General features: G+C 67.8%; 21 protein-coding genes. 8 read left to right on the top strand and 13 right to left on the bottom strand.

What is annotated here, in order from left to right; genetic code table 11:
* From VGV06_15670 to VGV06_15660, 3 genes are all read left to right on the top strand, one after another.
* Positions 1-1,207, top strand: a 1,207-nt coding sequence (locus VGV06_15670) for a methyltransferase (GenBank protein HEV2056582.1), incomplete at its 5' end; no start/stop codon positions are given.
* Between the two features lie 85 nt (positions 1,208-1,292).
* Complete coding sequence (locus tag VGV06_15665; GenBank protein HEV2056581.1) at positions 1,293-1,664, top strand: VOC family protein; 372 nt, start codon at positions 1,293-1,295, stop codon at positions 1,662-1,664.
* Positions 1,665-1,965: 301 nt separating this feature from the next.
* Positions 1,966-2,409 carry a DoxX family protein gene (locus tag VGV06_15660; protein HEV2056580.1) on the top strand — a complete coding sequence of 148 codons (444 nt, stop codon included), beginning with the start codon at positions 1,966-1,968 and terminating at the stop codon, positions 2,407-2,409.
* A 678-nt stretch (positions 2,410-3,087) separates the two neighbouring features.
* On the opposite strand, the gene VGV06_15655 is transcribed toward VGV06_15660, so the two are convergent.
* A complete protein-coding gene (locus VGV06_15655; GenBank protein HEV2056579.1) occupies positions 3,088-4,296 on the bottom strand; it encodes an IS256 family transposase in 1,209 nt (402 codons plus the stop codon).
* 764 nt (positions 4,297-5,060) lie between these two features.
* Here VGV06_15655 and VGV06_15650 point away from each other — a divergent pair.
* The 5 genes from VGV06_15650 to VGV06_15630 all read left to right on the top strand — a co-directional run bounded on the left by VGV06_15650 (position 5,061) and on the right by VGV06_15630 (position 12,626).
* Positions 5,061-5,369 (top strand): hypothetical protein, encoded by a 309-nt coding sequence (locus VGV06_15650; GenBank protein ID HEV2056578.1) that lies wholly within the window; start codon positions 5,061-5,063, stop codon positions 5,367-5,369.
* 369 nt (positions 5,370-5,738) lie between these two features.
* Positions 5,739-8,327, top strand: coding sequence for an Ig-like domain-containing protein (locus VGV06_15645; protein ID HEV2056577.1), 2,589 nt, complete (start codon positions 5,739-5,741; stop codon positions 8,325-8,327).
* Between the two features lie 116 nt (positions 8,328-8,443).
* Entirely contained in the window at positions 8,444-9,070 is a 627-nt protein-coding gene (locus VGV06_15640; GenBank protein ID HEV2056576.1) for a hypothetical protein, read from the top strand.
* Positions 9,067-12,114: a hypothetical protein gene (locus VGV06_15635; GenBank protein HEV2056575.1), complete on the top strand. Its 3,048-nt coding sequence runs from the start codon at positions 9,067-9,069 to the stop codon at positions 12,112-12,114. The genes VGV06_15640 and VGV06_15635 overlap by 4 nt, the downstream gene beginning before the upstream one ends.
* Entirely contained in the window at positions 12,111-12,626 is a 516-nt protein-coding gene (locus tag VGV06_15630) for a hypothetical protein (protein HEV2056574.1), read from the top strand. Before VGV06_15635 ends, VGV06_15630 begins: the two co-directional genes overlap by 4 nt.
* Positions 12,627-12,886: 260 nt before the next feature.
* Here VGV06_15630 and trxB read toward each other — a convergent pair whose 3' ends face one another.
* From trxB to VGV06_15570, 12 genes are all read right to left on the bottom strand, one after another.
* A complete protein-coding gene (trxB, locus tag VGV06_15625; GenBank protein HEV2056573.1) occupies positions 12,887-13,828 on the bottom strand; it encodes a thioredoxin-disulfide reductase in 942 nt (313 codons plus the stop codon).
* A 97-nt stretch (positions 13,829-13,925) separates the two neighbouring features.
* A complete protein-coding gene (locus VGV06_15620) occupies positions 13,926-14,672 on the bottom strand; it encodes an HAD family hydrolase (GenBank protein HEV2056572.1) in 747 nt (248 codons plus the stop codon).
* A complete protein-coding gene (locus tag VGV06_15615; GenBank protein ID HEV2056571.1) occupies positions 14,669-15,085 on the bottom strand; it encodes a DUF2203 domain-containing protein in 417 nt (138 codons plus the stop codon). Before VGV06_15615 ends, VGV06_15620 begins: the two co-directional genes overlap by 4 nt.
* A complete protein-coding gene (locus VGV06_15610) occupies positions 15,082-15,831 on the bottom strand; it encodes a lactate utilization protein (GenBank protein HEV2056570.1) in 750 nt (249 codons plus the stop codon). The genes VGV06_15615 and VGV06_15610 overlap by 4 nt, the downstream gene beginning before the upstream one ends.
* Positions 15,828-17,258 carry a LutB/LldF family L-lactate oxidation iron-sulfur protein gene (locus VGV06_15605; protein ID HEV2056569.1) on the bottom strand — a complete coding sequence of 477 codons (1,431 nt, stop codon included), beginning with the start codon at positions 17,256-17,258 and terminating at the stop codon, positions 15,828-15,830. Before VGV06_15605 ends, VGV06_15610 begins: the two co-directional genes overlap by 4 nt.
* Positions 17,255-17,968, bottom strand: a complete 714-nt coding sequence (locus VGV06_15600) for a (Fe-S)-binding protein (GenBank protein ID HEV2056568.1) — start codon at positions 17,966-17,968, stop codon at positions 17,255-17,257. The genes VGV06_15605 and VGV06_15600 overlap by 4 nt, the downstream gene beginning before the upstream one ends.
* Before the next feature lie 11 nt (positions 17,969-17,979).
* Entirely contained in the window at positions 17,980-18,333 is a 354-nt protein-coding gene (locus VGV06_15595) for a cupin domain-containing protein (protein HEV2056567.1), read from the bottom strand.
* Positions 18,330-19,610 carry a (Fe-S)-binding protein gene (locus tag VGV06_15590; GenBank protein HEV2056566.1) on the bottom strand — a complete coding sequence of 427 codons (1,281 nt, stop codon included), beginning with the start codon at positions 19,608-19,610 and terminating at the stop codon, positions 18,330-18,332. Before VGV06_15590 ends, VGV06_15595 begins: the two co-directional genes overlap by 4 nt.
* Positions 19,607-20,917, bottom strand: coding sequence for an FAD-binding oxidoreductase (locus VGV06_15585; protein ID HEV2056565.1), 1,311 nt, complete (start codon positions 20,915-20,917; stop codon positions 19,607-19,609). The genes VGV06_15590 and VGV06_15585 overlap by 4 nt, the downstream gene beginning before the upstream one ends.
* Before the next feature lie 2 nt (positions 20,918-20,919).
* Positions 20,920-22,365: an FAD-linked oxidase C-terminal domain-containing protein gene (locus tag VGV06_15580; protein ID HEV2056564.1), complete on the bottom strand. Its 1,446-nt coding sequence runs from the start codon at positions 22,363-22,365 to the stop codon at positions 20,920-20,922.
* Between the two features lie 152 nt (positions 22,366-22,517).
* Complete coding sequence (locus VGV06_15575; protein HEV2056563.1) at positions 22,518-23,549, bottom strand: 2-oxoacid:ferredoxin oxidoreductase subunit beta; 1,032 nt, start codon at positions 23,547-23,549, stop codon at positions 22,518-22,520.
* A complete protein-coding gene (locus VGV06_15570) occupies positions 23,546-25,438 on the bottom strand; it encodes a 2-oxoacid:acceptor oxidoreductase subunit alpha (protein HEV2056562.1) in 1,893 nt (630 codons plus the stop codon). The genes VGV06_15575 and VGV06_15570 overlap by 4 nt, the downstream gene beginning before the upstream one ends.
* Positions 25,439-25,461: the final 23 nt, after the last annotated feature.

The raw sequence follows: 25,461 nt of genomic DNA, 5'->3' as shown, positions 1-25,461 counted from the left end.
GGACACGACCAGCGAGATCGGGCGAGCGGAAGCTCCCGCGGCAGCGGCATTGCTGCGAGGACTGCTCCCCCCCGAGCTCCTGACCCTCTTCGACGCCTCGTTCGTCCGCCTGCATCTTCTCTACGACGAGTTCATCCATCGGCTCGTGCTGCGGGTGGTCAGCGAGACGGGGCTCGAGCAAACGATGCGGGAGCCGGGCACCCCGGCGGAGATCGCGACGCGCGCCGGGTTCGCTGGCTCACAGGCGCTCGTGCCGCTCGACTGGATGCTTCGGCTTCTGGCCGCCCGGGGGCTGCTCGAGGAGCTGTCGGCCGGCGCCGCGTTCCGGTACCGTTCGCTCGGCCCATTCCCGACGCTCGACCCCGCCCCTGTGAGCGAGGAGCAGAAACGACTCGATCCCTCGTGGATGCCCGCTTACACCCTTGCGGAGACCGTCGCGCGGGACTACCCGGCGTTCTTGCGCGGCAAGGTCACCGGCGAAGAGGTGCTCTTCTCCCCCCGGCGGCTCAGGCTCTGGATCGACTACTTCTCCAACGACAATGGTCTCTATGTCGTCAACAACCGCGTGGGAGCGCTCGCGGTCGAGCAGTGGCTGCCCCGGTCCGGCGGAGTGGTGCTCGAGGTGGGCGGGGGGCTCGGCAGTGGCGCCTTGGCGCTGCTGGAGCGGCTGGAGGCGGCCGACCGGCTCGGCGCGATCGCGGAATACCGCTTCACGGAGCTGGTGCCCGCGTTCCTGCGCCGTGGAGAACAGGCGCTGCGGACGCGGCACCCGGGGCTGTCTCGCGTGACGTTCGCGTCCCTCGACATGAACCGCCCGTTCGGGGAGCAGGGGGTGGCGCCCGGGAGCGTGTCGGTCGTCTATGCCGTCAACACGCTTCACGTGGCCCACGACCTGGATTTCACGCTTGGCGAGGTGCTGGGCGCTCTCGAGCCGGGCGGCTGCCTTATCCTGTCCGAGTGCGTGCGCTCTCAGGCGCGGCAGCCGATCGAGTCGGAGTTCGTCTTCAACCTGACAGAGACGTTCCGATCCCCGCGGCTCCATCCGCTCTATCGTCCAAGCGGCGGATTCCTCACGCCCGGGCAGTGGAAAGGGGCCATGGAAGCCGCCGGATTCGCGGACATCCGCTTTCTGCCGGATATCGTGCGGGTCCAGGAACAAGCGCCAAGATTCATCGCTGCCGCCGTCGGGGCAACCCGTCCCCTTTGATCCGCCTTGCGGGGTCCTCTCACCGGATGACGATCGACCGGCCCATCGCTCCGGTGGCCGCTGATCCACATTGACGGAGGGCGGAATGCCAGAGATCCGCTCGATCAGCGCTGTCACGCTTGCCACGAGCGACATGGCGCGAGCTGTCCGGTTCTATGAGGCACTTGGATTTTCGATGGCCTACGGGGGCGAAACGGGCGCCTTCACATCGTTCCATGTCGGCAAGGGATACCTCAACCTCGCGAGGGCCGAGGATCGGACGCCTTCGTCGGATCGGGTGCGCGTCATTTTTTACGTCGACGACGTTGACGCTATGTACGCGCACGTCCTGGCTCAGGGGTTCACGCCGGAGGCGCCCCCTCGGAACGCGTCGTGGGGCGAACGCTACTTTCATCTGACCGACCCCGACGGCCACTCCCTCTCGTTCGCTCAGCCCTTACGGGGTGCCGACCGCTGAGAACACGCTCGGCTTCGTCTTGCTGGGGGCCGTCCTTGACCAGTCCCGGTCTTGGGTTCGCGGCGCGCAACTTTCTGGACTTACAGCGCCGGGGCTTCTGGGCGAGGGCAAGTTGCTGAAAGTCCTGCCGCCCCCGTTGATCTTCTCCCGCCCGGAGAGACCGTGCACTGGCCTCCGACATGGCTCAACCTCCTGTCGTGCGCGAGGCTCCGCAAGCGCCCTTGACACGCACCCGGTTCGCGCCCTACCGTCCAGCCACTGGGGTGCAGCATCGATTGCCTAACAAGTGGAGGAGAGAGCCATGGACATGCTCTTCGGGACCTTCGCCTCGCAGTCCCTTCTCATCGTGCGAGTAGTTCTGGGAATCATCTTCTTCGCTCACGGCGCGCAGAAGGTGTTCGGCTGGTTCGGCGGGCCGGGGCTGCGCGGAGTCATCACCTATTTCAGGCAATCCCTCGGTGTCCCGGCGCCGCTCACGGTGCTCGCCGCCTTGACCGAGTACTGCGGCGGGCTGGCCATGATCGTGGGTGTGCTTGTCCGGCCCGCCGCCGTGGGGCTCATCATCGTCATGCTGGTGGCGATCGCCACTGTGCACTGGCGCCACGGCTTCTTCCTCAACTGGTCGCTCGAGCCCGGCAAGGGGCACGGCTTCGAGATGAACTTGGCGCTGATCGGGATGGCGCTGGCCGTCCTTGTGGGAGGGGCGGGCGCGGTGTCGGTCGACCGGTTGATCCACCCCTGGTAGACCCGTCTGGCCAGGGCATGCCGGGCGTGCGCTCACCGGCATCGCGCCAGCGTTCGGAGTAACGCTGGGTGTCGAAGCCGAGCGTGTGCAGCGCGAGCGGCCAGACGATGAAAAAGAAGGGGCCCCACGGTCTCCGGGCGAGGAAGCGACGACCGGAGGTACGCAATGGCTCGCGGAGGAGAACGCTCCCGTCTCGACGTTTGAGCCGCTGCGTGAAGTCGAGGTCCTCTGTGCCAAGGCAAGAGCCTGGGCCTCGGGGGGCCATGACCGAGATCAGGCGCTATGTTACCTAGGCTCCTGCTGACGGGATGCCCTACCGAAAGCTCGTAGATCCGAAGTAGCAGTATTCACTTTCTGGTCGGTATCGGAGTCACGCTGAGTTCTGCTTGTGTCCTCATGCCTGGATAGTCCCGGACTTCAATGGGGGCGATGAGCCCATCGGCTGGGACGGTGTATGCGAATGTGCTCTCATGCTCCCAGTTGTCGGTTATTGAAAGAGTAAAGACGGTACCCGTCTCGGTGGTGTCCCGCTTGATGTGGAAAATGTGGAACGGCGTCCTTCCGGCTCCTGAGCGGGATCGAGGGTAGCACGACGTGAAGAGGCGGCCCCGCATTTGGCTCCAGAGCCACGTTGAGCGCGCCGGCCATACCTGGATATCCCCTCACACGGGTCCATGTTCACGCGGCGGGCCGCATCCGCTGCCGGATCACCGCCGCGAGTTGCGTGTAGCCGTCGAGCTTGCGCAACCTGATCTGTCCGGTGGCGACGAGGCCGAAGAGGAGCATGAGCGCACTGTCCTCGGTGGGCAGCGCGCCCTGCGTCTTCACGCGCCGGCGGAACTCCTCGTTCAACCGTTCGATGCTGTTGGTGGTGCGGAGCGTTTTCCACTGGGCCTTCGGAAAGCTGAAGAACGTCAGCAGCTCTGTGCCCCCTTCCTGGAGGCTCTTGACCACGCCGGGACACCGCTTCCCCCATGCTCGCTCGAAGGCGGTCCATGCCATCCGGGCGGTCTCGGCGCTCGTCGCGTAGACGATCCGGTGGAAGTCCGCGCGGAGCTCGTCCAAGACATGCTTGGGAGCCTTGCGCTCCAGGTTCCGCAGCTTGTGGACGCAGCAGCGCCGCACCGCCGCCCGCGCCCAGACCTCGCCGATGGCGCGCCGCAAGCCGGCGTGGCCGTCGATGATGCAGAGCAGCGGGGCTTTCAGCCCCCGCCCGACGAGGCCGTCGAGGCACCCCTTCCACGCCTCATACGACTCGCCCCCACACAGGTCCAACTCCACCAGCACCTTCTGGCCGTCGGCGAGCACGCCCACGACAGCCAAGACCGGGACGCGCACCACCTGGCCCCCGCTGCGCACCCGCAGCGCGAGGGCGTCGAGGTAGGCGTAGACGACCTCGAGGTCGTCCAAGGGCCGTCTCTGCCACGCCTCCAGGCTGCTCTTGAGCGTGGCCACGATCCGCGAGACGGCGCTGCGCGACAACGGCGCCCCGTGGAGCAGCGGCGCCAGGGCACCCCGGATCCGCCGGGTGTTGCCTCCGGCCAGATACGTGGCCAACACGGCCGTGTTGACCTCCGCGAGTCGTCGCTGGTAGCGGGGCACCAACATCGACCGCCACTCCTGTCGGCCAGCGCTCGTCTCCACGGTGGCCCGCGGCAGCGAGAGCGCCATCGCCCCGGTTGGCCCGCTCAGCGTCCGCGTCTTCGTCCCATTGCGGTAGCCGTGCCGGCTGTCGCGGCGCTCGTAGCGGCCCGCGCCGAGCGTGGCCGCCAACTCCGCCTCCACCGCGGCCTCGATCGCGCGGCGCACCGCGACGTGGATCAACTCCCCCAGGGTGCTGCGGCCCTGCTCACCCGCGACTGGCTGCGTGCTGGTATGCTCTCCCATGGCGTGTTCCTCCGGAGGCCGTCCTGCAAGACGGCCCGTAAGGGGTGGTCAACCTTCCGGAAGAATGCGCCATTTCTCTTTTCCACACCAATCGGGACACGACCCCCGTCTCACGGAGATCCTTCACAAGAAGACTCTCGAACCAGTACAGCAGCCTACCGCGCAGATGAGCGCCGCGCTGGATCACCGTGGTCGCCTTTCGATCTAGCGAATCCTCCCCGCTTACCCACATGGTCTGTCCGTTAGGGAACGGAAGGCCAATTCTTTCCGGAATAGTCTCCCTGTTCCCTATGAAAGTGTTGCCGTTTGACGTGCGAACGGTGAGCTTAAATATCTCTGCCGTGCTGGCCGCTTCCCCGTGATTCCTGACATTGGCGACTAACAGGGCGACACCGACGGGAGTTCCTTCGGGTTTCTTGGGAGCATCCACCATGACAATATCGTCTATGCCAAGAACGAGCTTCGGGCGCTCCTCATGTCTTGGCGGGTTGGATACTTGCCCGAGAGTGACAATTAGTGAAAACACGAACAGGAACCCAATCAGCCAATATGCCCATTCCTTGCGTGGCTCAACTTTAAATAGCCACATGACGACCCTCGCTAGGGCCGGTGATGGTCGCGCCCTGAATGGCGCTGATCAGCATCCGGTAAGGAGTGAACTCGGCTAAAAGCGTAGCAATTGGGTCGGGGGTCATGAATGGCCTCCTTCGCGCTTCTTCTGCCGAAGGCTAGCGCGGTCCTTTGTATGAAGTAAACAATCGCGCTTGGTCGCGCGCGTCCCCGACGTGCTTGAGCTCGACACGCTCGACCTCGGGAATGCGGCGCACCCAGGAGCACTCCCGCCGATGGAACAGGCGGGAGCCGCGCTGGGCGCAGAAGGGCTCACCGATTTCACAGGCACTATGTTCCCCAGGCTCCAGCGCGCCGCCAATCTCGGCTTCTCACTCGTTAATCCCGAAACCGGCAAGCTGATCGAGGGCGCAGTTTCTCAGGAGAAGGAAACACAAAGGCCCTCATCGGCTCCGGACCTCAGTGGGCGTCGGCGTTCCTGCTTTTCACCGTATCGTTCCTGACACTCTTGCGGGGCTCGCGGCCCCGAACGTAGAGTTGGGTCTATGGAATTGTTCCGCGTGAGGGGGACGCCTGACCGGACCCACGGGCCGCAGCGAAGACGCCGAGCTCCTGGTCGGCGTGGCGTCTCGCGCGAGGAACCCGAGATTCTGGGAGATCTACCCGTGGATGAAGAAACTCGCGATCCGGCGACCCACCTCGGGCTCGACGGGCCATGACTGAGAACGGGCTTTATGTTATCTACGCTCCGCAACTTTGTCTGCCGACAGTCCAGCGAGGGCCCATGGCGAGGAGGCGAGCCCTCGCGCGCGAAACGGAGATGAGGAATCGATGAGGTCTCGGTGAAGAAGCGGACGTGGGTCAACCGCGGGATGCGGCTCGGGCTCCTGCTGGTCGTCCTGCTGGCGGGAGCGCCCGATCCCGCCAGGGCGCCCGCCAGCGACGTCACCGGACTGGACCAGGCCGAGCTGTGGGCGGACGGGTTCACGGACTTGCGCGGGATCGCGGCGGATGCGATCACCGGAGCGGTGTACGTGGCGGACCGCGGCACCGGGACCGTGACGCGGATCGATCCGACGGGCGCCCGGGTCGTGGTCGCGACGGGTCTCGAACGGCCGATGGGGCTGGCGCTCGATCGGAACCGCCAGTTGCTCATCGCCGAGGAGCGGGCCGGGCGGGTGGTACGGGTTGAGGCGACGGGCACGCGGACGGCCTTGATCACCGAGGTCAAGCAGCCGCGCTGGCCGGCCGTGGGCCCAGACGGCACGATCTACGTCTCGGCCCGGCGGCTGACCCGCGGAACCGACCCGGAGCCGGATGATGAGTCGGCCGAGCCCGAGGTCGTGCTCGCCCGCTCACCCACCAGCGGGCTGACCCGTCAATTCGCCGGGGGCTTCAAGAACCTGCAAGGGGTGGCCGTCCACGGGGCGGCGCTCTTTCTTGCCACGCGCGGCCTGCAGAGTGACGCGCACGGGGATGGCGTGATCTTCCAGCTCGCCATCGTGTCCGATGGTACGCCCGGCCCGCCCGCCGTGTTGGGGCCGGCGAATCAGCTCAAGAAGCCGCAGGGGCTGGCGACGGACATGCTGAGCGCGCTCTTCCTCACCACGAAGGAACTGACCGTGGCGGAAGATCGGATCAAGCGGGCCGTGGGCAAGCTGGACCTCAGCGGCCGGCTCACGAGCTATGCCGCGGGGCTCACCGGCCCTCAGGGTCTCGCCTTCGACGCCGCGGGCCATCTCTACGTGGCGGACGGATCCCGCGTGCTGCGGTTCCGGGCGCCCCCGGCCCCGACCCTGAACGGTCTCCCAGACGTCACGAGGAACGTCTCGCTGACCGTTACCGGCATGACCGTGCCGCAGGCCCGCGTCGCCGCGTTCGTCAACGACGACCCCACCGGAGCGACTGCGCTCGCCGACACAGCGGGACATTTCAGCGTGGTGGTGGCACTGGCCGAAAATGCCGACAACCGCCTTGAAGTGTTCGCCACGGGGCACGCGGGCGACGGGCTCACCTCGCCCCCCGCGGAGGCCCGGGTGCTCCACGATGGCCAATCGCCGGCCGTCGCAATCTTGCAGCCGGCGCCGAATACCTGGGTGCGCGGGACGGTGTCGGTGATGGGACGCGGGACCGATGCCGGGAGCGGAGTGCGGGCCTTGCGGTTCACGCTCGATGGCGTCGTTTTTGCCACGGTGACCAATCCTGCGCCAGCGGCAGGGCAGCCCTTCCAGACGACCGCTTCGCTCGATACCAGCAGCCGAGGCGACGGGACCCACACCCTGGGGGTGGTGGCCGAGGACCGGGCCGGCAACGAGGCCACGGCGACCCAGACCTTGCTCGTGGACAATACGCCGCCGGACACAACGATCACCTCGGGGCCCAGTGGCACCGTGAGCGAGACGACGGCGACATTCGGTTTCACGGGGACTGACAACCTGGCGCCCGTCAATGCGCTACGGTTTGCCTGGCGACTGGACGGCGGCGCCTACTCAGCCTTCAGCGCGGCGACCCAAGCCACGGTGAGCGGCCTTATCCCGGGCGCGCACACCTTCGAGGTCAAAACCCTCGACCTTGCCGGCAACGAGGACCCAACCCCCGCCAGCCGGACGTGGACTGTGGGTCAAGCCCTCGCAGTGACCATCACCGACCCGGCCGCAGGGGCGACGGTGCCGGCGGGTATAGTAGTGGTTCGAGGTACCCTCTCGGCGCCGGGCCTCGCGCCCGACTTGGCGGTCAGCGTAAATGGCGTAGCGGCGTTAGTGGCGGGCACGGGTTGGGTCGCCGAGGTCAATCTGTCCGCCGGCAGCCAGGTCATCGAAGCCACTGCGAGAACTGCCAGTGGCGTCCAGGCTTCTTCACGGATCAATCTGAACGTCGTGGGCGGCCCCGCCCCGCCGCTCGTGCTGCGCGGCGTGCCGACTGATGGAGTCGGCCCCCTTGAGGTCCGATGGGAAGCCATTAATCAGTCCGGGCGCGCGCTGGTGCAGTTCGAGCTGGACGTAGCAGGCAGTGGGATCTTTGGGCCCCCGGTGACCACGTTCACCAACGTGCGCACTCTTTACACGAGCCCGGGCCTACGGTTCCCTCGGCTCCGGGCTACCGACGAACAGGGACAGACCTACACGGCCAGCGCCGTGGTCAATGTGGAGGACGCCGGAGCAGCGGAGGCCCGCTTCCAAGCGCTGTGGGCGACGTTCAAGGCGAGACTGCAGGCGGGTGACATCTCAGCGGCGCTCGGCTACATCGTGTCAACAGCTCAGCCGCGTTTCGAACGACTCTTTCAAGCCTTCGGCTCCAATCTCCCCGCGGTCGCCACCAGTCTGGGCGATGCTCAGCTAGCCTTACAGTTCGCCCAGCTCGCGGAGATCGTGCTGACCCGCGGGGAGAACGGACGGACCATGCTCTACTTCGTCTACTTCCGGCGCGATGGGCTCGGCCGATGGTTGATCGAGGAGATGTGAGCGTGCCGGTGCTGGGATCCAGGCACCCTGGGGGGAGAGCGCGCTGGGTTGCGATGGGGAGCCTGCTGCTCCTCGCGCTCGCCTGGCCCTCCCCCGTCCGCGCGGACGGGGGCACGATGCTCTGCCGCATGCTCTTGCAATGCTACTGGGAAAGCCCACCGTTCACGATCCGGGTCATCGACAAGGACACCGGCCGGCCCCTCGTCGATGTGCACGGGCTGGCCGTCTGGATGATCTACTCGGTCGGCAGCGCCACGCAGGCCGTCTTCATGCAGGACGCCGTCAGCGGGCCCGACGGCGTGCTGCGGTTCGCCGGATGGGGCCCGCTTCGCGGCTATCAAGAACTGGAGCGTCCCTTCATCACCCTGTTTAAGCCGGGGTATGTGCTGCCCCGGCCGGAGCCCGGCCTGCGCCGAACGATCAGAGGCCACATCCCGGACGGCGAGTTCGACACGGGCATCCGGCGCTTCTCGCGCGACGGGGAGACCTTTGCGATGGAGCCCTTTCGAGGCAGCCCAGCTGAATGGCTGAAGGATCTGCGGGTGGAGGGCTGGGATATCGGCGGGAACTTCGACCCAAAGAGACCCGAACCGGCGCGGACACCCTATCTGAACCGTCTCTACCGTCTCCGGGCGGAAGTGGAACGGCTCCCGCGAACCGGCATCGAGGAGAGAGACTTGGAGAGCTATAGGGAGAACTTGGAACGCTCGATCCGGCGTCTGGAAGAAGGGGGCAGACCATGAAGAGTCACGGAAGACTCTGGCTCGGTCTCGTCCTCCTGTGCGGTCTTGCGGCGACGCTTGAGGCGTATGAGCTTCGCACCCACGAGCAGATGACCAACGCGGCCATAGATCGATCGAGCGGCTTTCGCAACTACTTGGAGGACGTGGGTCTCAAGCCCGAGGACCAGTTCCAGGTGCCGGGGAGCACTGGACCGTTCGACGACCGTCCCCCAGGGACGCCCGATCAATTAGCTCTCTTCGAAAACACTCGCACCGCCCGCGACTGGATGCGAGAAGGAGCGATCCGGGAGGACGATTATCAGCGGCACCCGGCCCTCGAGTTCCTCGGATGTAGTCCTCCCCCCAATCCCCCGACGCTCATCGACCGCATGACGAATCACTTCTTTGATGTGCAACGTGGTGGGGGTGGACTCAGGATCCCACTCGTGGTGAACGGGACTCCTGCCTCCGACTGGGCACTGGGTCGCGTCGGCCGAGGACCAGCGGACAACCAGAATCACTTCACCCTGCTGGATGCGCGCGACTATCAGCTCAAGTCGTTGACGGCGGCGCCGCGGGCGGAGCGGGAGCAGAATACGGCGCTCCTCTTTCGCACGCTCGGGCACGTCGGGCACCTGATCCAGGACATGGGCCAGCCGCAGCACACACGGAACGACCCTCACACGGGCTGCCTCGGCAACCTCGGAGGCGAGCGGAGCTGGTACGAGTGGTACTACGAGTGGGTCGCGCGAGGACAGCAGGCAGCGCTTCGGGCCAACGCGCTTCCTCTCGGCGGATACGGCCCCGCACAGCTCACTGACTACCAGCATTTCTTCAGCGCACCTGGAAATCGCGGGCTGGCCGACTTCAGCAGCCGGAACTTCTTCACGGTAGGGACGAATCTTCCTGATGATCCGACCCTGCCTCCACAATTTCGGTGCGGCGGCCTTGCCAATCCGACTTGCCAGCCGAATGCGTACCGGCAGGTGGAAGAGACGATCACGATTCCGCTCACGAGAGATCGGGTGGCGACCGGGACGGCGATCATCTTTTTGGCCGACATGATAGATCAACTCACCGGCGAAACGATTGCCGGTGTGAAAGTCAGTGCCCGTTCACTGTGGGATCAGTTCCGGGGACTTAAGAATCAGACTCAACAAGGTCCGGAATTCACTCTGACGTCGGCAAACTACGATTCCATCGGCGGCGTGCTGATTCCCCGCGCTGTTGGTTACTCTGCCGGCTTCCTGGATTACTTCTTCCGCGGGCGGCTGGAGCCGGTCTTCACGGCGAACCCCACGGCCCCGGCAACCTCATTGCTGAAGGTCGTGAACCGTTCGGAGGTGGACCCACTGGGAGGCGGCACGCTGTCGGTGCACGTGGACGATGCAAGCGGGGTGCGGACCAACGTGGGCGAGGCGAGTATCGGCGCGACCCAGCCCGGGCTCACGAGCGAGGCTGGAATAGTTGTGGACCCGTCGCTCGAGGCGCGGGCGGTGACGGTGGTCTACCAGGGGGCGCTCGGCGGCGAGGCGGGGGCCGTGATCGGCAAGGTGCAGCCCGCGGCGGCGGTCGAGCAGATCTTCCGCGGCGGGAGCGACTGGATGTTGCGGACCGCCACCGGGATCTTCCCCCTGGGGCTGGGGCTCCCGCCCGTCGGTCCAGAGGTCGTGAAGTGGGGCGACGTGGACAACACGCTTGTGACTCAGGCCTTCATCGGCATCCTGGACATGCGATTCCAGGCCTACCGCATCAAGCGGGCGGAGGGCAGCCGAACGGTCCCGTTGACCGCCGTCAGGACAGTGGACCTCATCTCGCTTGGCGACCCCGTGACGCTCGGGCCGACGCCAATCGATCTGGGGACGACCTGGACGGACCAGCGCGTGGTGGACTACGAGCAGACCGTGGTCGCGCTCGCTCGGGACACCAACGGCGTTGTGAGCTTCCTCGGCACGGACCCGGGATACACCACGACGATGGACCGGACACGACCCCTCCGCCTGACGATGCCGCTGGACGATCAGTCGCCGGACTATGACTGGTCGCTCCTGGACTTCGCGCTGAACCGCGGGGGCGAGGTGGTGGGGCTGGTCTACGTGAGGATTGGGGCGCCCCCGCTCGTGGAGGTCCCGGTGTTGCGACACCAGGGAGATGGCACCATCGGGAATTCGGGCCAGATTGGGTCGGTGGACTTCTTCACGGGCCTGCGCAACGACTGCTGGTTCATCGTGAACCTCACGCGCCGGATTGTGGTCGGCAAGACTTGCGACGACACGGTCCAGACGAGCCACCGGGCGCGCCAGCAGGGGACCTTGGTCTACGACCTGCGGGATGTCGGCGGCAATTGGGTGCCCCTCTTTACAGTGGCGCCACTCGGGGACGAGCCGGAGGTTGGGACGTTCGCCATAGATCACGGGGTGACGGGGGTGAGCCGGACAGGGGTCTACCGGCGCGAATGGACCACCGCAGGCTACGGCACCGTCCAGGTCGGCTCCCAGGCGAGTAGCGGGCTCGTGGCCTTCTCTACCGATTTCTTCCCCGCGCGCCGACTGAGGGCGGTCGTGAGGGGGTCCTCCACGAGTCACGACGTGGAGGTCGTCACGATCCTGGGGGAGTTACGGCGGTCGGATGGGCCGGCGGAGGGCTACACGGTCTTGGCGGCCGATAGCCGGTTCGTAGAGGAGCGGGAGTTCATACAGGCCTGGCAGTGGCGGCCACTCACGGGGGGGCTTACGCCCTTGGCCAGCCTCAGCGTGCCGGCGAACCCCGGGGTCTTCGTCACCACGCACCTGGTGGATGCCAACCGTACCGCGGGGATGTTGCTGACGACCATCTTCACCTTCCCGCGCCAGCGCCAGACGCGCATTGTCAGCACGGCCCGAGAATTGGTTTTCTCTGAGGCACTTCAAAGCCAGTACGACCTGCTGGAGCCGGGCCTACTCTACGGGCTCATCGACCTCCGCTTCCACCGGCAGGGTCAGGCACTCGAGGCGCTGACGGCGCCCGATCCATTGGCGGCTGGTGGGCCGACCACCGGGGCGTATCACGTGGTCGGCCGACGATGAGGGCGGCGGCGCGAGGACTCTTCGTCCTCCTGCTCGCACTGACCACAGCCCCGAGCGGGGGCGAAGCGCAGGGACTGCCGGCCATCCGCCGGGCCGAGATGCAGCGACAGCCCGTACAGGACGGGGCGAGCCTCGGCGGCGTCCGGCTGGGGATGCGAGAGGAAGAGGTGCGAGCCGTCCACGGAGTGCCGGGCAGCGACGGGGGCTCCACGCTGGCGCAGCGCCTGCTGCGATATACACCGCATCCGGATCTGACGCTCGGCGTCCATCTGGGAGCGACGGGGGTCGAGGCGGTGGAGCTGAGCTGGCAGGGGGAGGATCCGCCCCTGGGCCCCGTCACGTGGCGCGGGGTGCGCGTCGGTGATCCCGTCACCGAGGTGGAGGCGCGGTACGGGCCGTCGGAAAGTGCGTCGCTCTGGTATGCAGCCCAAGGCATCGCGTTCAACGCGGGTCGGCCTTCGGAGCGCGTCGAGTCCATCCTCATCTTCCGCCGAGGCCGACTGGCGCCCTAGCGATCGCAGCGCACCGACGCGAAGCAGGGTCGAGTCTTGCAATCCGCCACGCCCGAATCGGGCCGCTTGACCTCGCTACGTGAGAGGGGCGCGGCTGACGGTCATTGAGTTACGCTGAGAAACTGCGCGACCGCGCTCCACGTTTAGCCGTGGTCGCGGACCGTATCGACGCAGCTGGCATCGCGGTCACCGCGCGGGGCAAACTGAGAACGGGTGTTATGTCATCTACGCTCCGCTCTACGCTGTCGGCCGAGGCCGCCTCAGTGGCCGGAGTGGTGGGCCTCGAGGTAGCGCTCGGCTTCGAGCGCGGCCATGCAGCCGGTGCCGGCGGCGGTCACGGCCTGGCGGTAGGTGAAGTCGGCGACGTCGCCCGCCGCGAAGACGCCGGGCACGGAGGTCTGCGTGGTCCCCGGCGCGACCTTGACGTATTCGTTGGGGTGCAGGTCGATCTTCCCCTTGAAGATGGCCGTATTGGGCAGATGCCCGATGGCGACGAAGAGGCCGTCCACCGGGGTCTCCCACTGGGCGCCCGTCTTGAGGTTCTTGAGCCGCACCGCCGTCACCTTGCCCTTGGCCGGGTCGAGGACATCCTCGACCCCCGTGTCCCAGATGAACTCGATCTTCGGGTTTTTGAGCGCGCGCTCCTGCATGATCTTGGAGGCGCGGAGCGCGTCGCGGCGGTGGACCACCTGCACCTGGCGGCCGAGGCGCGAGAGGTAGAGCGCCTCTTCCATGGCCGAATCGCCACCGCCCACAACCATGATGTTCTGGTCCTTGAAGAAGAAGCCGTCGCAGGTGGCGCAGGTGCTGACGCCGCGCCCCATCAGCTTGGACTCGTTGGGCAGGCCGATGAGCTTCGATGACGCGCCCGTGGCGATGATGACCGTGTCGGCCTCGACAGCTGCGTCGTCGGCTTTCACCCGGAACGGCCGGCTGCTGAAGTCCACCTCCGTCACGTCCTCCGCGATCATCTCGGTGCCGAAGCGCGCCGCCTGGGCCTTGAAGGTCTCCATGAGGGGCGGGCCGTCGATGCCGTCCACGAAGCCGGGGTAGTTCTCGACCAGCGTCGTCAGCATGAGCTGGCCGCCCGGCTGGATGCCGATGAACATCACGGGGGCCAGATTGGCCCGCGCCGCGTAGACGGCGGCGGTGTAGCCCGCGGGGCCTGAGCCGATGATGACCACTTTCCGTGTCGGTGCCATGTCCTCTCCTTGCCTTCCTGTTGGTCTCGCCCTTTGGATGCGCCGAATCGGGCCCTGGATGCCCCAGTGCTACACGCCCCAGATGTTAGACACCCTGCTACACACCCAGGATGCGCTCGAGCTCGGCCAGGTCCCGTATCTCGAACTCGGGAGCCTGCACGCCCTCTGGCAAGGGGCTCCCGTCGCGGTTGATCCAGGCCGCGGCCATGCCGACGCTCTGGGCGCCCGCGACGTCGATGTCCGCGCGGTCGCCGACAAACAGCGCGTCACCGGGAGCCGTGCCCATGCGCTGGAGCGCCAGCTCGAAGATGACGGGCTTGGGCTTGCGCCAGCCGACCTCGTCGGAGACGACCACGGTCTCGAAGAGATCAGCCACCGCTTCTCGCTCAAGAATGTGCCACGCCATCGGCGTGTAGTCGAAGTTGGAGACCACCGCCAGCCTATGACGCTTCTTGAGACTGCGCAGCAGCTCACCGTGGTGCTCGGGGAAGACCACAGCCTTCGAGAGCTCTTTCATGTGGGTCGCCAGCAGCATCTGGAGCGCCTCCGGGGGCACCATTCCCTGGCCGAGGCCCAGCCGCCCGAACATCATGCCGAAGCGCTCGGGCGCCGTCACCTCCCGGTGGCTCTCGCCGCGAAGGCGCTCCGCCTCCTCCCAGCTCCAGAAGAGCGCGTCGACGAAGTCCTCCAAAGAGAGGCCGGGAGCGAACGGCTGGAAGGCACGGTGGAGATGGCCCGCTGTCGTGCGCCGGGTCTTGCCGTTGACGTGCACCTCCGGCAGCCTCGAGCGGTCCAGCAGGACGAGCGTGTCGAACAGGTCGAAGAGGACGGCCGACGGCGTCACGGCAGCGGCTTCCTCTTCCCATACCCCTCGTCGAAGCCGTGCCAGAAGCGGACCGCGTCCTCCCCGTGCTTCCAGCAGAGATTGACCGGCTGGGACCCCGCCACCTGTGGCACCAAGCCTGGAAAGTCCACGAGCCCCGTCTCGAGGTCCTTGGTCACGCCGCCCAGGTCGAGGACCTGCTGGAGCACCTGCTTGACCTCGATCGCGTAGCCGTCGAGCCTCTCGGCCCGCGCCTTCCAGTCGCGCTGGTCCACCATGGCGCCGCCCGAGACCCTGATCCGCTCGCGCTCCTCGCCGAGCGCCTCCTGGAGCGCGCTTGCTCTCCGGTGGAGCTCCATCGCCTCGTCCATGAGATCGGTGAGCCGCGGGATCATCGCGTTGATCTCGGCCGCCGTGAAAAGGCGCGGGGTCATTTGGCCTCCACGAGGTTGGGCCTCTCCACGAAAATGGCGTGGACTTCCTTCGGCCCGTGGACGCCGCGCGTGAGGGTCAGCTCGATGTCGGCGGAGCGCGAGGGGCCGGTGATGAAGTTGATGACGGCGCCCGACATGCTGAGCGCTGGGTTGACGTGGAGCGCCTCCAGCATGACTCCCACCTGCTCCAGTGACTCGACCAGTCTGTCGCGCCCGAAGACGGCCACATGCGTCGCCGGCAGGAGCGAGGTCGAGCGCGGCCGTCCCCTGCCCGACACGAGAACGAGCGTGCCGGTCTCCGCCAGGGCCCAGTCGACGCCGGTCACGCCGATCTCGGCGCGGGCCGCAGCGTCCCGGTGGACCGCGCGAGCCGCCGCGTCTGGGTCGCCGTTCGGAGCCACGGTCACCGAGAACCCCTCCGCGCCCAGGCTCCCGCGCAAGTCGAGCCCGAGCGCCCCCGGATGCCATGACAGGACACTCGTCGCCTGGCGCTCCTGGGCGATGCGGCGGATCACCCCCGGGACCTCGTCCATCTTCGAAACCCGGTGGAAGACCCCGGAGACGCGCTCGAACTCTTCGCGAAAGCGTGCTAGGGCCTGGGGCCAGCGCTCGAGCATCTGGCGCCTGACGACCTCGGCGGCCTGGCGGGCGTCGGCGGGGCGCGGCACGGGCCGCGCTTCGAACAGGCCGCGGGTCTTGGCCATCTCCTGACGAATGCTCCCGAGAAACTCGGCGCGGGTCGTCATGGCCGCTCGAGGTCCTTTCTCTGCTCGAGCTCTGGCCAGCGCTCGCTGAAGGTGCGGGACGCGACAGGCGGCAGGTCGCGGGTGCGCGTCCACTTTCCGAAGAAGAGCGGAAGCCCCCTGAGCCTGCCGTTCCTGACAAAGGGCCTCTGCGCGACCCTACCCAGCACGGCGCCGAGGCGGAAGAGCCCGGGCGACGTCATGATCCGCCGGGCCGCCCGGAAGACCATCCGTTCTGGCCACGACGCGATCTTCTCCCTGTCGAGCTGCTCGCGGAGATCCACCAGCATCCGCGGGATGTCGATGCGCACCGGGCAGACGTCCTTGCAAGCGCCGCAGAGGGACGAGGCGTGAGCGAGGTCCTTGACCGAGGCCGCGCCCTTGAGCATAGCGGTCAGCAGGATGCCGATGGGGCCTGGGTACGTGTAGCCGTACGCGTGACCGCCGATCTGGCGGTAGACGGGGCAGACGTTGAGACACGCGCCGCAGCGCAGGCAGTACAGCGCCTCGCGCAGCGTCCCCGCGATCTGGCGGGTGCGGCCGTTGTCCATCAGGATCAGGTGGAGCTCTTCCGGCCCCTCGCTCTCGCCGGGCTGGCGCGGCCCGCGTACCAGCGTCGTGTACGAGGAGAGCTTCTGCCCCGTCGCGCTCCTCGCCAGGATGGCGAGAAAGACCATCAAATCCGTCATGGTCGGGATGACCTTCTCCATCCCCATGACGGCCACGTGGATCCTCGGCAGCGAGGTGACCATGCGCCCGTTGCCCTCGTTGGTTACGAGCACGATGGTCCCGGTCTCCGCCACGGCGAAGTTCGCGCCGGTGATGCCCATGTCGGCGTCGAGGAATTTCTGCCTGAGCTCCTTCCGCGCGACGGCGGTCAGCACCTCCGGGTCGGCCTCGAAGCTGCCGCCCAGCTCCTTCGAGAAGAGATCGGCGACCTGCCTCTTGGTCTTGTGGATCGCGGGCGCGATGATGTGCGAGGGCTTCTCGTGGGCGAGCTGGATGATGTATTCCCCAAGGTCGGTCTCGACGGGCTTGACGCCGGCTGCCTCGAGGGCGTCGTTGAGCTCGATCTCCTCCGTCGCCATCGACTTGCTCTTCACGGCCATGCGGACGCCATTCTCGCGGCAGAGGCGCAAGACGATATCGCGCGCTTCGTCCCCCGTCGCCGCCCAGTGGACGTGGCCGCCCAGCCGCTCGATGTTGTCGGCCAGGCGCTCGAGGTGGCGGTCCAGCTGCTGGAGCGTCCCCTCCTTGATGGCGCGCGCCCTGTCACGGAGCGCCTCGCCCTCCGGGAAGCCCGCGAAGGCCTCCTTCCGGAGGCCGATGAACTTGGTCGTCGCGATGCCGAGCGCCTCCTGCAGGTGCGCGTCCTCGAGCGCGGCATGCGCCCGCGCCGGGAACGGAGTCCGGAGGCTCGCGTCGCTCACGCGCCCGCCGCCGGCGCCAGGACCTGCGCGAGATGCACCGCACGCACGCGCGATCCCCGTCGCGTGAGCCCGCCGCCCATCTGCATGAGACAGCCGGCGTCGCAGGCGACGAGACAGTCGACGCCCGTGCCCTCCGCGTTGGCGAGCTTCTTGTCGAGGACCGCGGTGGACACTTCGGGCAACCTGACCGAGAAGGAGCCGCCGAATCCGCAGCACTCGTCCGAGCCCGGCAGCTCGACCAGCTCGCAGCCCTTGACGCCCTTGAGCAGGGTCCGCGGCGCGCGCGACTCGCCCAGGCCGCGGAGCAGATGGCAGGAGTCGTGGTAGGTGACCTTGCCCCTGAACGAGGACTCGACGTCGGTCACGCCGAGGACGTCCACCAGGAACTGCGACAGCTCGTAGGTCTTGTTCGCCAGGGCCTCGGCTGCCGCCTTGAGCGCCGGATCGTGCTTGAGAAGTCCCGGGTACTCGGTCTTGACCATCCAGGCGCAGGAGCCGGAGGGCACGACGACGTGCTCCGCGCCGGCGAAGAGCTCGACGGTGCGCGCCGCGACGACCGCCGCGTCGTGGTGATAGCCCGAGTTGAAGAGCGGCATCCCGCAGCAGGTCTGTCCCTGGGGGAACTCCACGGTCACGCCCAGGCGCCGCAGGAGCGTGACCATGGCCACACCCACTTCGGGGAAGAACATGTCACCGAGACAGGTGATCATGATCGAGGCCCTCACGACCTGGCTCCCGATTCATGAGACGAGGTCCCGTGGGGAGGCGGCGGCGTCACGACCACAAGGATCAGCAGCGGTTCGGCGCCGTCATTGACGAGGCCGTGCTCGACTCCGGCGGCCGCGACGAGCGCCTCGCCGGCCGCCACGCGCTCCTCCTTGTCTCCGAGCGAGAACCGGCCGGCTCCTTCGAGCACATAGTAGATCTTGTCCTGGTCGCCGTGGGTGTGGGGCTTCTGGTACTGGCCGGGCGCCACGCAGTAGAGGTCAAGCTGGGCACGGTCCGTCGTCGCCAGCGCGATCTTGGCCATCTTGGCGCCTTCGAATTTGACGTGGTCTTCGATCCTGATCTTCATGCATCCCTCAGCGCGCGCGCCAGGAGATCGACCGGGTGGACGACCTGAAGCTCCACGCCCATGTCCCTCGCGTGCTTCGCGATCTGCATAAGACAACCCGGGTTGCCCGCCGCCACGATGCGCGCGCCGGTCTCGCGTATGCGCTCAACCTTCATTCTGCCGAGCTTCTCGGCCATGGCGGGCTCGGTGAGATTGTAAATCCCGGCGCTGCCGCAGCACAGGTCGGAATCCTTGATGTCCACCACGGTCAACCCGGGGATGCGCCGCAGGAGCTCGCGCGGTTGGGCGCGCACCTTCTGGCCGTGGACCAGGTGGCAGGCGTCGTGGTAGGCGACGATCTCCTCGAGCCTCCCCAGCGGGAGATCCGACTCGACCAGCACCTCGCAGATGTCCCTGATCTTCGCCGCGAAGGCCGGGCCGCCGTCATCCGGAAGCCAGTGACCGTACTCCTTGAGCGCCGAGCCGCAGCCGGCCGCATTGGTCACCACCACGTCCACGACCTCGCCGAACACGGCCATGATGCGCGAGGCCATTCCACGGAACTCGTCGAGTCTTCCCGCGTGGAGGTGGAGCGCCCCACAGCAGCCCTGGGCCCGCGGCACGACCACGTCCCATCCTGCCGCCGCGAGCAGCCGCGCGGTTCGCGCGTTGACGTCCGAATAGAAGAAGCGCTGGACGCAGCCGGTCAGAAGTCCCGCGCGCCCCCGAGGCTTGCCTCGCGCCGGTATGTACTCTGGCAGCGGGGCTGACGGAGACATCGCGGGCAGCAGCGCCTCTATGGATTTGAGCCTTTTCCACGGCGCCAGCACGCTCGACCCGCGCACGAGGGCCTGGAGCCCCGAAGCCTGGTAGAAGCGGAGTCCCCAGAGAAGCGGCGCCAGCCGGGCCGGGTACGGAAAGGTCTCGAGCGCCCAGCGCCTGGTCGCGCGGTCGCTCTCGGGCGCGCGGATGCCCTGCCGCTCCAGCTGGCCACGGGTGGCCTCGAGTAGCCGTCCGAAGGGGACTCCGGAGGGACAGGCCGTCTCGCAGCCTCGACAGCCGAGGCAGAGGTCGAGATGGCGCGCCAGGACCGGCGTGAGCCCGATGCGGCCTTCGGCCGCCGCGCGCATGAGGTAGATGCGCCCGCGCGGGGAGTCCATCTCCTGACCGAGCACGCGATAGGTCGGGCACTGCGGAAGGCAGATGCCGCAGTGAACGCAGGCTCTCAACCCCTCCATGGACGGCGCGTCGGTGGTGTCAAATGCGCCGGCGCCGGCACCGGCCGTCACCGTGCTCACAGGCCGCCTACGAAGCGTCCGGGGTTCAGCACCCCGCCCGGGTCGAACTCCGCCTTGAGCCGCCTCATCACGGCGAGCGCCGTCTCTGGGACCGGCCCCCAGACGTCGGCGGCGGATTTCAGGTACAGGGGCGCCCGCTCGACCACGAGACTCCCGCCCTCGGCCGCGAGGGCCTCTCGAAGCGGCGCCACGATCTCCCTCGCCCACGTGTCCGGGGAGACACTCCCCTCGACTGCGGCGCGAAGAATCCCATTGCCCGCCTCGCCCACGAGCGACACCGTCAGGCCGTGGCGGGATATCACTCGCTCCACCTCACCGGCCCAGAACGGCAGGCGGCGGATCTCACTCGCGAGCTTCACCACGGTGGAGCTCGCGAGCGCGCCGCCCATCCGTGTCCAGAAGGCCGGGTCGAGCGCCGAGACGCGTGCGCCGAGTCGCGACGCCATCGAGCCGAGCTCGGCGCCCTGAGACGTCACCGCCTCGGCCACCGTCGCGACCGACACAGCCAGCGCCGCTTCTCCTCTCTCGCTCCCGACGAGCCCGAGCACCGCGGCATTGAGCCACGCCAGGCGCTCGGGCTCGAGGCTGGACGCGAGGACGGCGACGACGAGCGCGCCCGCGGCCTCGCGCGAGGTGAAGGAGAAGAGCCATGATCCGGAGGCGGGTTGAACGGGATGGAGCCTGAGCGCCGCCTCGACGATGACGCCGAGGGTCCCGAGCGAGCCGGTCAAAAGCTTCGGGATGTCGTAGCCGGTCACCGACTTGACGACCTTGGAGCCGCCCCATGTCACGGTGCCGTCCGCCTGAACGAAGCGAGCTCCGAGCAGGAGATCGCGTCCCGTGCCGTAGCGGAAGCGCCGCTGCCCGCTGGCATTCGTCGCGAGCACGCCGCCCACGGTGCGCGAGCCGCCGCCATAGGGGTCCAGCGCCAGCATCTGCCCGTGCTTGCCCAGCTCGCGATCCAGCGCATCGAGCGTCACGCCAGCCTGCACCGTCGCCACCATATCGGCGGGGACATACTCGAGAATGCCCGCCAGGCGCGAGAGGTCGAGAACCGCGTCCAGCCGGAGCGGCGGCGTGCCGAGGTCGAGCGCCGAGCCGCCGCCCCTCGGGGCGACAGCCAGGCCTTCAGCGGATGCCAGGGCCATCACCCGACTGACCTCGTCAAGCGAGCCCGGTCGAGCCAGCCAGCGCGGCGTCACGCCATCAACCGCCGCGGCCGCGAGCTGTGACGGGGCCGTGGTGAGATGCTCACCGCCGACGATGGCGGCGAAGGCGTCCCCGAGCGCCGGAGCCGAGACGGCCACGCTCAGACCCAGGCGCCGGCCGGCAGCCGGGGGGCGGAAGGCCGGAAGACTTCGCCGCAGGCCGGGTGCGAAGGCAGGAGCTTGCCCGGGTTCATGATCCCGTCCGGATCGAAGACGCGCCTGAAGCGCGCCATGAAGTTGAGATCGGCGTCGCCGAACTGGAGCGGCATGCTCGAGGCCTTGTCGAGTCCGACGCCGTGCTCGCCGGTGACGCTGCCGCCCATAGCGAGGCACGCGCGGAGCAGCTCGTCGTTGGCCTCCTTGGCCCGCTCGAGCTCGCCGGGCTCGAGGTCGTTGTAGAGGATCATCGGGTGGAGGTTGCCGTCGCCCGCGTGGAAGACGTTGGCGATGACGAGGCGGTGGCGCGCGCCGATGGCCTGCACCTCCCGCATGATCTCCGGCAGCCGTGAGCGCGGCACGACGGCGTCCTGCAGGATCCAGCTCGGCGACATGCGGCCGACCACGCCGGCGGCCTCCTTGCGCCCCTTCCAGAGCAGCGCCCGCTCGGCCTCGTCCTGGGCGACCCGGATCTCGAGAGCGGCGTGGTCCCGGCAGATCTGCACGATGCGCCCCGCCTGGGCCTCGATTTCCGCCGCGGGGCCGTCGAGCTCGATCAGCAGCACGGCGCCCGCGCCCTTGGGATAGCCCGCGCCGACGCCCTCGTTGATGGCGCGGACGAAGGTCTCGTCGATCATCTCGAGCGCCGCCGGAATGATGCCCGCCGCCACGATGGCCGAGACCGCCTCCGAGGCGGGGTCGATCGCGGAGAAGGACGCGAGCAGGGTCTTGACTCCCGCAGGCACGTGGAGGAGCCGCACGGTGATCGCCGTCAGCAGGCCGAGCGTCCCTTCGCCGCCCACGAGCGCGCCCGTGAGGTCGTAGCCCGGGTGGTCGTGCGCCTTGCCGCCCACCGACAGAATTTCTCCCGCGCCCGTGACGACCTCGAGCCCCAGCACGTGGTTGACCGTAATCCCGTACTTGAGGCAGTGCGGGCCGCCCGCGTTGGTCGAAGCGTTGCCGCCGATGGAGGAGACCATCTGGCTGGAGGGATCCGGGGCGAAGTAGTAGCCGGCCTCACGAGTCGCCTGGGACAGCCACAGGTTGATGAGCCCGGGCTGGACGGTGGCGCAGCGGTTGGCGAAGTCCAGCTCGAGGATCCTGTTCATCCGGGTCAGCGAGACCATGACGCCGCCGACGGGCGCCATGGCGCCGCCGATCAGCCCGGTGCCCGAGCCGCGCGGCACCAGGGCGACGTGCTCGCGGCGGCAGAGGCGCACGAGCTCCACGACCTGGGAGGTCGTCTCAGGCAGCACCACGACGTCTGGCGCGCCCTTGTAGAAGGTGTGCATGTCAGCCTCGTACACCATCCGCCCTTCCAAGGTCGACACCACTCCCCCTGCCCCAAGAATCCCTTCGAGCTCGCGGAGCAGGGCAAGACTCAGCGCCATAGGGGGCCTCGAAAATTAGTTCTTGAGGGCTGGCGAGAAGGGTCCAGATGCGAGGCGGCGCCCGAAGGGCCGCACGCGAGGCGTACTCCTGTACGTCGAGCGGGCGGCCGAGGGCGCCAACGAAGCAGATGGGCCCTTATCGGCGGCCCGCTTTACCCGATCTTCCAGGTCTCGCCCGAGATCAAGAGCTTCGCGACATCGCCCGGGCCGCGCTCCGAGATAGCCGTCTGCTCCTGCTGGATCACGATCTCTTCGTACGTGGTCTCGCCCTCGAGATTCAGGAGCACGCCCACGGGGACGGGGTATTCGGGCGCCCACAGCTGCGCGAGCAGCATGGCCGTGGCGCGGTCTCCCGAGTCGTGGACCCAGAGCGTGCTCTCCGCCACGTCCTTGACCTTGACAACCTTGGGCTTAAGGCCTTCCAGCACGAGGCCGCGCCGGTCGTCTGCCGGTCCGAACGTGATGGGCTTGCCGTGCTCGAGCCTGCACTCGTAGAGGGCCTTGGAGTCCTTGTCGTAGAGCACGTTCCACGCGAGGTCGTTGTAGACGTTGCAGTTCTGGAGGATCTCGACAAAGGCCGCGCCCTTGTGCTGGGCGGCGCGCCTGAGCGTCTCCTCCATGTGCGCGAGGCTCCGGTCCACGGTCCGGGCGACGAACGTAGCGCCCGCCGCCAGCGCGAAGGCGCACGGGCTGACCGGACGGTCGGCCGAGCCCATGGGCGTGGACTTGGTCACCTTGCCCAACTCGCTCGTCGGCGAGTACTGGCCCTTGGTGAGGCCGTAGATCTTGTTGTTGAAGAGCAGGATCGTGACGTCCACGTTCCGCCGCAGCACGTGCAGCAGATGGTTGCCGCCGATCGAGAGGCCGTCGCCGTCGCCCGTGATCACGAAGACCTTGAGCTCGGGCCGGGCCAGCTTGAGCCCGGTCGCCAAGGCCGGCGCGCGGCCGTGGATCGTGTGGAAGCCGTACGTGTTCATGTAGTACGGGAAGCGGCTCGAGCAGCCGATCCCTGAGATGAACACGATGTCCTCCTTCGGGATGCCGAGACCCGGCATCGTCTTCTGCATCGCGCTCAGGATAGCGTAGTCCCCGCAGCCGGGGCACCAGCGCACGTCCTGGTCGGACTCGAAGTCCTTCTTCGTGTACTTGGGCGCCGCGCCGGGGGTTCCGGTGACCGTGCTCACTGCTTCGCCTCCAGAAGTTGGTTGATGGCCTCGAGGATCTCCTGGCTCGCCAGCGGCATGCCGCGGACGCGGTTGAAGCCGACGGCGTCCACGAGATACTCGGCCCGGAGCACCCGCACGAGCTGGCCGCTGTTGATCTCGGGCACGAGCACGCGCCGGTACTGACGCAGGATCTGGCCGAGGTCGGGCGGCAGCGGGTTCAGATGACGGATGTGGATGGAAGCGACCGCCTTGCCTTCCATCTGCGCTTCCTCGACGGCCGCGGTGATGGCGCCGTACGTGCCGCCCCAGCCGACCACCAGCACGTCGCCGGACTCCTTGCCGTTGATGACCGTCGGCGGGATCTCCTGCGCGACCCGCCGGACCTTCTCGGCTCGCGTGCGGACCATGAGGTCGTGATTGTCGGCCTCGTAGGAGATGTTGCCCGTGACGTCCTGCTTCTCGATGCCGCCGATCCGGTGCTCGAGCCCCGGCGTGCCGGGCCGAACCCACGGCCGCGCCAGGGTCGCCGCATCGCGCATGTACGGAGCGAACCCGTCCTTCTCGGTGCGGAAGGCGACCGGGATGTCGGGCAGCGTCTTGACGTCCGGGATGAGCCACGGCTCCGAGCCGTTCGCCAGGTAGCCGTCCGAGAGCACCATGACCGGCACCATGTACTTGATCGCGATGCGCACCGCCTCGTAGGCGATGTAGAAGCAGTCGCCGGGCGTGCATGGCGCGATCACGACGATCGGGCTCTCGCTGTTGCGGCCGTACAGCGCCTGCATCAGGTCGGCCTGCTCGGTCTTCGTCGGCAGGCCCGTGCTGGGGCCGCCGCGCTGGATGTCGAAGATCACGAGCGGCAGCTCCGCCATCACCGCGAGCCCGATGCCCTCGCCCTTGAGCGCGATGCCCGGGCCGCTCGAGGCCGTGACGCCGAGGGCGCCGCCGAAGGACGCGCCGATGGCCGAGGTGACGGCCGCGATCTCGTCCTCAGCCTGGAACGTGCGCACCCGCCAGCGCTTGTGAAGCGCGAGCTCCTCGAGGATGCTCGAGGCCGGCGTGATCGGGTAGGCGCCGTAAACGATCGGGATCTTGGTGCGCTCGGCCGCGGCGAGCAGGCCCCACGCGAGCGCCCGGTTGCCCGTCATGCTGCGGTAGACGCCGGGCGGCATCTCCGCGGCCTCGATGCCGTAGTGCTCGGAGAACATCTCGGCCGTCTCGCCGAAAGCGTGGCCGGCCTTGAGCACGCGGATATTGGCCTCGACGAAGGTCGGGTTCTTGGCGAAGCGCTTCTTGATGGCGTCAAGCGTCGGGTCGAGTGGCCGCGTGTAGATCCAGGAGACGAGCCCGAGGGCGAAGAAGTTCTTGCAGCGCTCCTTCTCCTTGACGTTGAGCGGCAGGTCCTCGAGCGACTTCTTCGTCATCGCGCCGATGTCCACCTGGTAGAGGCGGTACTTCTCGGCCAGGCCCGGGTCGGCGAGCGGGTTCTTGGGCTCGCCTTTCTCGTCCTTCGGGTAACCGGCCTTTTCCAGGTTGCGCTGGTCGAAGGCGGCCGTGTTCACGACGAGGATGCCGCCCGGCTTGAGATCGGCCAGGTGCACCTTGAGCGCCGCGGGGTTCATCACGACGAGCGCGTCGAGCTGGTCGCCCGGCGTATAGACCCGCTGGCTGCCGAACTGCAGCTGGAAGCTCGACACCCCGAAGAGGGTGCCGGCGGGCGCGCGGATCTCGGCCGGGAAGTTCGGCAGGGTCGAGATGTCGTTGCCGGCCCAGGCCGCCTCGGTGGTGAACTGCTCACCCGTGACCTGCATGCCGTCGCCGGAGTCACCGGCGAAGCGGATGACCGCGCGAGTCAGCGTCCGGCGCGGCTTGGCGACCGCCGGGGCGGGCATTACGGTGTCACTCATGGTCTCGGTCGTCCTCTCAGTGA

It is taken from the genome of Candidatus Methylomirabilota bacterium, from assembly GCA_035936835.1.
Lineage (GTDB): Bacteria > Methylomirabilota > Methylomirabilia > Rokubacteriales > CSP1-6 > AR37.
The sequence above is the reverse complement of the archived record's forward strand: the minus strand, read 5'-3'. Positions and strand labels throughout refer to the sequence as shown.